This is a genomic window from Lentiprolixibacter sp., assembly GCF_982873095.1.
In genome coordinates this window covers 25429-36660 of the sequence record NZ_CEYNTP010000002.1, presented here as the reverse complement: position 1 = coordinate 36660, position 11232 = coordinate 25429, and the positions used below count along the sequence as shown (strand labels likewise).

At 47.8% G+C, this 11232-nt stretch carries 9 protein-coding genes; 6 read left to right on the top strand and 3 right to left on the bottom strand.

Annotation, left to right across the window (positions count from 1 at the left end; genetic code table 11):
• From AC4E7D_RS00365 to AC4E7D_RS00350, 4 genes are all read left to right on the top strand, one after another.
• On the top strand, positions 1-1540 hold a 1540-nt coding region (locus AC4E7D_RS00365; RefSeq protein ID WP_490171808.1), incomplete at its 5' end, for a family 65 glycosyl hydrolase domain-containing protein.
• A gap of 79 nt (positions 1541-1619) precedes the next feature.
• Positions 1620-3446: a glycoside hydrolase family 13 protein gene (locus tag AC4E7D_RS00360; protein WP_490171807.1), complete on the top strand. Its 1827-nt coding sequence runs from the start codon at positions 1620-1622 to the stop codon at positions 3444-3446.
• A gap of 7 nt (positions 3447-3453) precedes the next feature.
• On the top strand, positions 3454-5328 hold the full coding sequence (locus AC4E7D_RS00355) for an alpha-amylase family glycosyl hydrolase (RefSeq protein WP_490171806.1): 1875 nt from the start codon (positions 3454-3456) through the stop codon (positions 5326-5328).
• Between the two features lie 122 nt (positions 5329-5450).
• Positions 5451-6200: a glycerophosphodiester phosphodiesterase gene (locus tag AC4E7D_RS00350; protein ID WP_490171805.1), complete on the top strand. Its 750-nt coding sequence runs from the start codon at positions 5451-5453 to the stop codon at positions 6198-6200.
• A 9-nt stretch (positions 6201-6209) separates the two neighbouring features.
• On the opposite strand, the gene AC4E7D_RS00345 is transcribed toward AC4E7D_RS00350, so the two are convergent.
• The 3 genes from AC4E7D_RS00345 to AC4E7D_RS00335 all read right to left on the bottom strand — a co-directional run bounded on the left by AC4E7D_RS00345 (position 6210) and on the right by AC4E7D_RS00335 (position 9055).
• Entirely contained in the window at positions 6210-6938 is a 729-nt protein-coding gene (locus AC4E7D_RS00345) for an MIP/aquaporin family protein (protein WP_490171804.1), read from the bottom strand.
• 12 nt (positions 6939-6950) lie between these two features.
• Positions 6951-8441 carry a glycerol kinase GlpK gene (glpK, locus tag AC4E7D_RS00340; RefSeq protein WP_490171803.1) on the bottom strand — a complete coding sequence of 497 codons (1491 nt, stop codon included), beginning with the start codon at positions 8439-8441 and terminating at the stop codon, positions 6951-6953.
• Between the two features lie 140 nt (positions 8442-8581).
• A complete protein-coding gene (locus AC4E7D_RS00335; protein ID WP_490171802.1) occupies positions 8582-9055 on the bottom strand; it encodes a TspO/MBR family protein in 474 nt (157 codons plus the stop codon).
• Between the two features lie 95 nt (positions 9056-9150).
• Here AC4E7D_RS00335 and AC4E7D_RS00330 point away from each other — a divergent pair, with 95 nt between their 5' ends.
• Together AC4E7D_RS00330 and AC4E7D_RS00325 are read left to right on the top strand one after the other, a co-directional pair.
• Positions 9151-10233 (top strand): diphosphomevalonate decarboxylase, encoded by a 1083-nt coding sequence (locus AC4E7D_RS00330; protein WP_490171801.1) that lies wholly within the window; start codon positions 9151-9153, stop codon positions 10231-10233.
• A gap of 59 nt (positions 10234-10292) precedes the next feature.
• Positions 10293-11231: a mevalonate kinase family protein gene (locus tag AC4E7D_RS00325; RefSeq protein ID WP_490171800.1), complete on the top strand. Its 939-nt coding sequence runs from the start codon at positions 10293-10295 to the stop codon at positions 11229-11231.
• The last annotated feature ends 1 nt before the right edge of the window (position 11232 follow it).

The following is an 11232-nucleotide window of genomic DNA, read 5'->3' as shown; positions in this document are numbered from 1 at the left end:
CCACTTGCTGAAATACGCCGGCTATACCGTATCTCGCAATCACAAAGCTGACGCGCTAATAGAAGCGGCCAGGGAAACTCTTTCTAAAGCCCGTGAGAAAGGGTTTGACCGCCTGCTGGCAGAACAGAAGGATGCCTGGGCGCGCATCTGGGAAATGAGCGACATTACTATTCAGGGAGATTTAAAAGCACAACAGGGCATCCGCTTTAATATCTTCCACCTGAATCAAACCTACCTGGGTACGGATTCACGTCTCAATATTGGCCCCAAGGGATTTACCGGCGAAAAATACGGCGGGAGCACCTATTGGGATACAGAAGCCTATTGTATCCCTTTCTACATGGCCACCAAAGACCACCATGTAGCCAGGAACCTGCTGCAGTACCGCTATAACCATTTGGAGAAAGCCATTGAGAACGCCGGCAAGCTCGGGTTCAATAATGGGGCAGCGCTCTATCCTATGGTGACCATGAATGGTGAAGAATGCCACAATGAATGGGAAATTACCTTTGAGGAAATACACAGGAACGGGGCCATTGCTTTTGCCATATACAACTATGACCGGTATACGGGGGATTACTCTTATATCCCGGAAATGGGGCTGGAAGTACTTATCGGGATTGCCCGATTCTGGTACCAGCGGGCGACCTTCTCCAAGTTTAAGAACAAGTATGTGATCCTCGGCGTAACAGGTCCCAATGAATACGAAAATAACGTAAACAACAACTGGTACACCAACTACACCGCCAGGTGGTGCATCCGATATGCCCTGGAACAGTTGCAAAAGGTAAAAGACGGCTATCCCGAGGATTACGACCGTATCATAGGGCAAACCCGGTTAACTGATGCCGAAACCGAAGGCTGGGCCACAGTTGCGGAAAACCTGTATTTTCCATTTTCAGAGGACTACAATATCTACCTGCAACAAGACGGTTTCCTGGACAAGGAATTGGTTACTGTGGAAGAGCTGGACAAATCCCAACGCCCGATCAACCAGAAATGGAGCTGGGACAGGATCCTCCGTTCGCCGTATATCAAGCAGGCAGATGTCCTCCAGGGGTTCTATTTCTTTGAAGACCATTTTACCACTGACGAATTGGAAAGGCATTTCGACTTTTATGAACCTTTTACGGTCCATGAATCCTCCCTTTCTCCCTGTGTGCACAGTATACAGGCAGCGAAGCTGGACCGGATGGAACAGGCCTACCGATTTTATCTGAGGACTTCCCGACTGGACCTGGACGATTACAACAAGGAAGTGGAAGAAGGCCTGCATATCACTTCAATGGCAGGTACCTGGATGAGTGTGGTAGAAGGATTTGGGGGCATGCGTATCCGTGACGACAAGCTCTCCTTTGCCCCGCGCATTCCGAATGAATGGGATTCCTATTCATTTAAGATCAACTTCCGTAACCGGATCATCAAGGTGAATGTTACCAAAGAGGGCTCCTCTTATGAGCTGGAAGGGGCAGACGAAATGTCTATTCGGGTCAATGGAAAACGACTTGTGCTTACCTCCAATGCGGTAACCCAGGCATGACATGAAGGGAATAAGCCCTATACCAGATCGAGATGGTTATAAGTTCTATGGTTGGTTACTATTTGTATTCGTTTTAGCGATGACTACTGTCCACGGCCAGGTAGAACGTATTGAACCTCCCAACTGGTGGGTGGGTTTTGAGGACAACAGGCTGCAGCTACTTCTCAAAGGTCAGGACCTGGGAACGTTTGAGGTTGCACTGGACCATCCGCAGGTGCAACTGCAAGGCGTCCATAAAGCCGATAGCCCGAATTATTTATTTTTGGATTTGTACATCCCTCCTGCTACCCCTCCGGGAAGAATGGAGATTCATCTTAAAAGGGAAGGAAGAAAGGCTATTCGGTTTGCCTATGAATTAAAAGAACGCCTTCATAATAAGGCCTACTATAAAGGTTTTTCCTCTGAAGATGTTATCTATCTCATAACCCCTGATCGATTTGCCAATGGAGATCCCAGTAATGACCGGGTTGCCGGGCTTCGGGAAGACAGGATCGACAGAAAAGACGACTATGCCCGCCATGGCGGGGATATCCGCGGGATCATCAACCACCTGGACTATATTGATGATATGGGCTTCACTGCGCTTTGGTCGAGTCCCCTGCTTGAAAATGATATGCCCGAACAATCGTATCATGGATATGCCATAACGGATTTTTACCGGGTAGACCCCAGGTTTGGGACCCTGGAGGTATACAAGGAACTGGCATCAAAAGCGAGGCAGAAGGGTATCAAATTGATCATGGACCAGGTAGCCAACCATTGTGGACTGCATCACTGGTGGATGGAGGACCTGCCTTTTTCTGACTGGATCAATGAACAGCCCGTTTTCGAAAGGAAGGGCAGGGTGAAGGTGTCTAACCACAGAAGGACCACCAATCAGGATATCTATGCCTCGGACAGGGACAGGGAAGATATGAGCAACGGCTGGTTTGTAAGCGCCATGCCTGACCTTAACCAGAAGAACCCCTTCATGGCCAGCTACATTACACAGAACAGTATTTGGTGGATTGAAACCCTGGAACTGGGGGGCATTCGTCAGGATACTTATCCCTACCCGGATAAAGATTTTATGGCCAGTTGGGCAAAGAGGATCATGACAGAATATCCTGATTTTTCGATAGTAGGCGAGGAGTGGAGCTATAATCCGCTACTGGTAGGCTACTGGCAACAGGGGGCTGAAAACAGGGATGGGTATACCTCCTATCTCAGGTCTGCAATGGATTTCCCTTTACAACAAGCCCTCGTGGATGCGCTGACGGAAACAGAAGACTGGGATAGTGGATGGATAACACTATACGAAGCCCTCGCCAATGATTTTCACTATGCCTCGCCACATGAGCTGCTGATGTTTGCGGACAACCACGATATGGACCGTATTTATACCCAGCTTGAGGAAGACGCTGTACTTACTAAAATGGCCATGGCTTTTGTTTTACTCTCCCCGAGGATACCCCAGGTATACTATGGTACCGAAATCCTTATGGAGAACACACAACAACCGGATAGCCATGGGTTAATCCGGTCAGATTTTCCCGGGGGATGGGAAGGTGACACTGTGGATGCCTTTAGTGGTGCGGGGCTGTCTGAAGCATCTTCAGACATGCAGGAATTTCTTAGGAAAATCTTACATTTCCGAAAAGGGGAACCCGTAATACACATGGGGAAAACAAAACACTTTGCGCCTGAGGATGGGATCTATGTTTTATTCCGATATTCAGAAAACAGGACCGTCGCACTAATTATGAATAAAAATGAAAAACCGGTGCAACTTGAGCTATCGCGCTTTTCGGAGATGGGCCTGGATGGGAAGCGGATGTACGATCCGATTAAAGGTGGGGAAATGGTATGGGAGAATCAAATACCGCTGGAAACCAAAGGAGTACTCCTCCTTACGAATTATAAATAATCAAAAGATGCGCATTTGGGCCATCCTGCTGGGCTGTTTATTGATTTCCTGTTCTTCACGGGAAAAAGAGGCCAGCTCAGAACAGCAAGAAAATCAAACACAATTGGAACGAAAAAAAGTTATCTATCAGGTTTTTACCCGGTTGTTTGGGAATACCCAGACCACCAATACGCCCTGGGGGACCCTGGAGGAGAACGGGGTGGGGAAATTCTCGGATTTTACGGATACAGCATTGCGGGAGATACGCGAGCTGGGGGTAACCCATATTTGGTATACGGGCGTCCCGCACCACGCCCTGGTTACGGATTACAGTGCATATGGGATTCCGGGGGATGACCCGGATGTGGTTAAGGGCCGTGCCGGTTCTCCCTACGCGGTAAAGGATTATTACAACGTTAATCCTGATCTGGCCGAGGACCCGGCACGTCGGTTGGAAGAATTTCGGGCCTTAATTGATCGAACACATAAGGCGGGACTAAAGCTTTTAATTGATATTGTTCCCAACCACGTGGCCCGTAATTACGAAGGGGCTTCAACTCCTGAGGGGAAAAGGCCCTTTGGGGCAGATGACAATACAGAGGTAGCATATAGCCGCGACAATGATTTTTACTATATCCCCAACCAGGGCTTCGAGGTGCCTGAGTGGCCAGACGGATACCGGCCACTAGGTGGTGCCGACCATCCCTTGTCTGATGGAAAGTTTGATGAATTTCCAGCCAAATGGACGGGCAACGGCTCCCGATTGGCACGCCCGCATTTTAACGACTGGTATGAAACGGTAAAGGTCAACTATGGGGTGCGGCCTGATGGGTCATATGATTTTGACATCCTGCCAGATACCCTTGCTGGGGAAGACCATAAGGCGCATTATACCTTCTGGAAGGATAAGGAGGTGCCAGGATCCTGGATTAAATTCAGGGATATCGCCTGGTATTGGCAGGAGATGGGGGTGGATGGATTTCGCTTTGATATGGCTGAAATGGTCCCCGTGGAATTCTGGAGTTACCTCAATTCCCATATCAAAATGAAAAATCCCGATGCGCTCTTGCTGGCCGAGGTCTATAATCCTGCACTTTACCGGGATTACCTTAAGAAAGGAAAAATGGATTACCTGTATGACAAGGTGGAGTTGTATGACAGTATAAAGCATATCATGCAGGGGCATGGATGGACAGACCATATCCCCGTTGTCCAAAAAGGCTTACAGGATATTGAGCACCATATGCTGCACTTTTTGGAAAACCACGACGAACAACGGATCGCCAGTCCGGATTTTGCAGGAAACGCTGAAAAAGGTAAGCCGGCCATGGTGGTCTCAGCTACCATCAGCACTTCTCCCACCATGATCTATTTTGGCCAGGAAGTGGGGGAGCCGGGTGCAGAGAATGCCGGTTTTGGAAGTCCTACCCGTACCTCTATATTCGATTATATCGGGGTGCCGCACCACCAGCGCTGGGTTAACAACAAGGCATTTGATGGCGGACAACTTTCGGATCAGGAGAAAGGGCTCCGGGATTTTTACAAGCGATTACTTAACCTTACGATAGGGAGTGAGGCCCTTATGGGCGAATACGAGGAGATCCACTTCTATAATAAGGAACATACCCCGGGATATGACCATAGGGTACTGTCTTATGTCCGCTGGTCTGAAGGGGAAAAACTTATTGTCATCTCGAACTTTGACTCAGAAAGACCCTATGATATTGAATTGAAGGTTCCCCATCATATCCTTGAGGCATGGCAATTGGATGAAGGGGCATACCCCATGAGGGATGCCTTATATGGAGGTCAGAACAACTTGTTGGTTCAGGGGGGTATTGGTCGCATCCCAGTCAAGCTTGAGCCTTTGCAGTCCTATATTTACCGTGTTGGAGAAGAGTAGATTTTACAATTGGAAACAACTAGCATTGGAATGTCAGGGCAGGTAAGAATGGGTTACTTTCTTAGTTGCTTGGTAGAATTTTAGGTAAACGTTTATTTTTGACGATCAGAAACACAAAGCTTATGTCTAGGTTTATTATTGTCTTATTGATATTGGGTTTAATGAGTTGTAACGAAGCAAATAAAGATTATTTGGTTATTGGCCACAGGGGGGCTATGGGGCATGAAACAGAAAACAGCCTGCCTTCCATACAAAAGGCCTTGGACCTGGGTGTTGATATGATCGAAATAGATGTATTCAAGATTAAGAGCAATGAAATAGTGGTGTTTCACGATGAACGGGTGGAACGACTTACCAACGGAGGAGGAAATATTGAGGAATACTTCATATTTGACCTTAAGAAGCTCCTGCTGGATGGCAACCATACCATCCCCATGTTGCAGGATGTTCTAAAATTAATCAACAATACAGTGGCCCTTAATGTTGAACTCAAAGGGGCTGGTACTGCGGACCGTGTTAATTTTATCCTCGATTACTATGTAGAAAAGCGGGGATGGTCCTGGGACAATATATTGATATCCAGTTTTAACTGGGACGAACTCAGGGAAATGCGAAAAATCAATCCGGATGTGGCTATAGCGGTGCTTACTGAATCTGATCCCCTTGAGGCCATTCCTGTGGCACAGGAGCTGGGTGCAGTGGCCATAAACCCAAACTACAATTTTCTGAATGCAGAGAATATTAATCAGATTCAGGAGGCGGGCTTTAAAATCTATACCTGGACCGTTAATGAGCCTTCGGACATTGAAAATTTACTTTCCCTTGGGGTAGATGGGATCATCAGTGATTACCCGGAAAGGGTGCATCCATAAAAAACAAGCTTAAGCGAGTTGGAGGCTAAGCAAGGCTGCGATTACTCCGCCTAAAATGGGTCCAACTACCGGGATCCAGCTATATTCCCAATGATTACTGCCCTTGTCCCGGATGGGTAGCAGCGCATGCATAATACGTGGTCCAAGGTCCCTGGCCGGATTAATGGCGTATCCGGTAGTTCCACCCAGGCTTAATCCGATACCCCAGACGACAATAGCTACTGGCAAGGCCCCCAGGGAGCCCAATCCGATGATCTGCTGGGAGTCCTGGATATTGGCATCTGTAAAATACAATACCGCAAAAACCAGCACAAAAGTACCCACGAGCTCGCTGAGCAGGTTCAAAGGGACATTGGGATAGGCCGGAGATGTGGAGAACACGGCAAGTTTTAGCTCTTTTTCCTCCGTAAGGTTAAAGTGGTCCCTGTGCATTAGCCAGACCACGAAGGCGGCAAACATCGCCCCAATAAACTGGGCCATGATATAGGCGGGAACATCTGCCCAGGGAAATTCGCCGGCAGCTGCCAGACCGATGGACACCGCTGGATTTATATGCGCCCCGCTGTAAGGACTGGCTACGAGCACACCAATATAAACGGCAAAGGCCCATCCCGTAGTGATGACGAGCCATCCGGAGCCATGACCTTTGGTACCTTTCAGCACAACGTTGGCATTAACACCACATCCGAGTAACATTAGAAGGAAGGTTCCTATAATTTCTGCAACAAAAGGGGTCATAGTTGAATAATATTATTTCGCTTTACTCCAAAACTCCAGAGCTTCAATGGCCCTGTACCAACCCTGTATTCCCTTATCTACTGCATCACGATTTGAAGTTGGTTCAAAGGTAACATCTGTCTGCCATATTTGTTCTATTTCCTTTAGGTCAGTCCAGTACCCGACGGCAAGTCCGGCCAAAAACGCAGCCCCCATTACCGTAGTCTCCACTATTTTGGGCCGGATGGTAGTGGTGTTCAGTACGTCTGCCTGGAACTGCATCAGGAGGTTGTTTACAGTAGCTCCACCGTCTACCCGTAACTCGCCTATAGCGATCCCTGCGTCCGCTTCCATAGCTTTTACGATGTCCATGGTCTGGTAGGCAATGGCCTCTAAAGCAGCTCGTGCAATATGGGCATCAGTACTTCCGCGTGTCAGGCCGAAAAGGGAGCCTTTTGCTTTTTGGTTCCAGTGTGGGGCGCCAAGTCCGGCAAAGGCCGGAACAAAATATACACCACCGGAATCCGGAACAGAGGCCGCCATTTCTTCTACCTCGGCGGAACTATCGATGATCTTTAGGCTGTCCCTTAGCCACTGTACCACAGCACCAGCGATGAAAATGCTGCCTTCCAGGGCATACTGGGTCTTTCCACCAATCTGCCAGGCAACGGAGGTGAGCAGATTGTTATTGGAAACAATAGGCTGGTCACCGATATTCATGAGCATGAAGCAACCTGTTCCATAGGTGTTTTTAACCATCCCTTTTTGGGTGCACATTTGCCCGAAAAGCGCCGCCTGCTGATCCCCTGCAATACCCGCAATGGGAATAGCGGTTCCCAGGAATTCTGTATGGCCATAGTTTTCACTTGAAGCCTTTACCTCGGGCAGCATTTTACTTGGAATGCCTAACAGGGATAGCAGCTCGGCATCCCATTCCATGCTGTTGATATTGAAGAATAACGTGCGCGATGCGTTGGTAACATCGGTGATATGCAGCTCGCCGTTGGTCATGTTCCAAATTAGCCAGCTATCTATAGTTCCTAGAAGGAGTTCCCCGGCTTCTGCTTTTTCACGGGCCCCGTCTACGTTGTCCAGAATCCATTTTACCTTTGTGCCAGAGAAGTAGGCGTCGATAACCAGACCGGTTTTTTCGCGGACCATCTTGCTGTGCCCGGCTTCCTTGAGTTGATCACAGTAATCTGAGGTCCGTTTGTCCTGCCAGACAATTGCGGGATATATCGGTTGTCCACTCTGCCTGTCCCAAACCACAATGGTCTCCCGTTGATTTGTAATTCCAATTCCGGCAATTTGATCTGCCCCGATCCCCTTTTTATCAAGGGCTTTACTGGCCATCTCGGATTGGGTTTTCCAGATTTCCAGTGGGTCGTGTTCTACCCAGCCAGGTTCAGGAAAGTGTTGGGTGAATTCTTGTTGGGCAGTACTAATGATTTGTCCTTTTTGGTCAAAGACAATGGCCCTGCAGCTTGTTGTTCCCTGATCCAGGGCCAGGATATATTGCTCCATAAAAAGCGTATTTTTTTAAGAACCCGCGGTTGGCACTAAAAGTAACCCAATTATTTCAGAACTCATAATAGGCGCGAATGCGGTGATGAAACTGAAGATCCCTTGCTGCTTCAGGCGAATCGCTAAGGGAGGCCTTCTATTTAATTCAACATCCAGATGCGGTAATTCAGTAATGATGCGAAGCAGACCCAGAGGAAATAAGGGATCATCAAATAGGCCGCCAGCCGGCTCACCACGTTAAACCAGCGAATTGTGCCCAGAATAAGCATCATCAGCACCAGGATTACGAGCAGTGCCCAAAAGGGGCTTTGAAAGCCAAAAAAAACCACACTCCAGAGGGCGTTGAAGAGCAATTGAAACCCAAAATGATAAAGGGCTGTTTTTACCCATTTGTGGTAAAATCCTTTGGACCAGACAATCCCCGCTGCGATACCCATCATGATGTAGAGGACTGTCCAGACAGGTCCGAAAATCCAATTGGGAGGGTTGAAACTGGGTTTGTTCAGGGCAGCGTACCAGTCGTTCACCGAGCTCTGTGTGGCAAAACCGGATAAAAACCCAATGAGCAGGCATACGGCTACTGCAATCCCTATATAGAAGGCTTGTTTTTTCAATGTTTTGATCGGCTTTAAATCTAAAATAGCAAATTATTTTTATTGGGTTAACCCCTAAGAAGTGTAAAAGCTATCTTTGCAAAAATTATTAAGCTATGACCGAGAAGGACTTTGTACCATCCCTGCCTGGTAGGCCCCTTGAAGCAGGGCAGGTTCATTGTGAAGCCCCCAGCAACATCGCCCTGATAAAGTATTGGGGGAAATACCCCGGTCAGCTGCCAGCAAACCCTTCGATCAGTTTTACGCTGGATGCCTGCACTTCAAGTACGAGAGTACGCTATGAAAAACGGCCTCAGGTTAGTGATGAGGTTGTCTTCGAGTTCCTTTTTGAAGGAAAACCCAAGCCTGAATTTGAACCTAAACTGCGAGCATTTTTTGAAAGGACAGCGGCCTACCTTCCTTTTCTGAAGTCGTACCAGTTACAAATTTCATCTTCTAATTCCTTTCCTCACAGCAGTGGGATCGCCTCCTCCGCCAGTGCAATGGCGGCCCTGGCGTCCTGCCTCGTGGAAATAGAAGAGCGGCAGGGAGCAAAACTAGACAGTACATATAGAGAAGCAAAGGCCTCCTTCCTGGCAAGGCTGGGATCGGGCAGTGCATGCAGGAGTATAGCCGGCGGTATGGTAGTTTGGGGAGCCCATGCAGAGATTGCAGGAAGTTCTGACCTCTACGGGGTTCCGTTTCCAGATGGAGTCCATGAGGTCTACAGGGACTACCAGGATACGATACTTCTTGTGCACCGCGGGCAAAAACAGATCAGCAGCACTGTGGGGCATAAACTAATGGAAGGCCATCCTTTTGCTGAGGAAAGATTTAAACAGGCCCATCGAAATATGGAAAGGATCAAAAGTATCCTGGCGGAGGGGGATTTGGAAGGTTTTGTGGCCCTTGTGGAAAGTGAAGCCCTGACCCTGCATGCGATGATGATGACCAGCTCTCCTTACTTTATGCTCATGAAGCCCAATACGCTGGCAATCATAGAGAACATCTGGAAATTCAGGGAAGCAACGCGGATACCGCTGTGCTTTACCCTGGACGCAGGGGCCAATGTACATTTGCTTTACCCCAAGGCGAATCGGGAAAAAGTTTTGCAATTTATTAAGAATGAGTTGGTTGCGTATTGTGAAAACGGACAGTATATTTGCGACCAGGTTGGAAGCGGGGCTAAAATATCCTGATCTTTAAACCGATTTGGAAATTAAATGTAAATTTGAATAGTCCCACCAACAGCACATACATGAAAGGGCCTTTATTTTATTCCAAGATTTTATTGTTCGGTGAGTACGGAATCATCAAGGATTCCAAAGGCCTGTCCATACCTTATAATTTTTTTAAGGGGGCACTTAAGAAAGCAACCGAGCTTAGCGGACCTGCCCTGAAATCCAATGAAAGCCTGAAAAACTTTGCCGGGCACCTGGAGCAGATCCAATTGGAATGCCCTGAACTGGTTTCCTTCGACCTCGAAGGTTTGCAACGGGATATTGCCGAAGGCCTGTATTTTGACAGCTCCATTCCACAGGGTTATGGTATTGGTAGCAGTGGTGCACTGGTAGCAGCCGTATATGATAAGTATGCGCACAACAAAATAACCGTGCTCGAAAATCTTACCCGGGAAAAACTGTTGAGATTAAAGAACATACTCGGGAAAATGGAATCATTCTTCCATGGGAAGTCCTCAGGCCTGGATCCGCTGAACAGTTATCTCAGTCTGCCTATACTTATAAATTCCCAGGACAATGTGGAATCTACCAGCATCCCTTCCCAAAACCTGAAGGGATCGGGAGCCGTATTCCTTTTGGACAGTGGAATTACCGGGGAAACTGCCCCAATGGTGGAGATCTTCATGGAAAAGTTGAAGAACGAGGGCTTCAGAAAGGTCCTGAAAGAGCAGTTTATCAAACACACCGATGCCTGTGTTGATGATTTTATCAGCGGGAATGTAAAATCCCTGTTCAGCAACCTCAAGGAACTCTCCCATGTGGTTCTGGACCACTTTAAACCTATGATTCCCAAGGAGTTTCACCAGCTTTGGAAACAAGGCATTGAAACCAATGATTACTATTTGAAACTCTGTGGCTCTGGTGGGGGAGGATACATCCTTGGGTTCACACAGGATATCGAAAAAGCGAAACAAGCCCTCAAAGGGCATACCCTGGAAGTCGTTTACACGTTCTAAG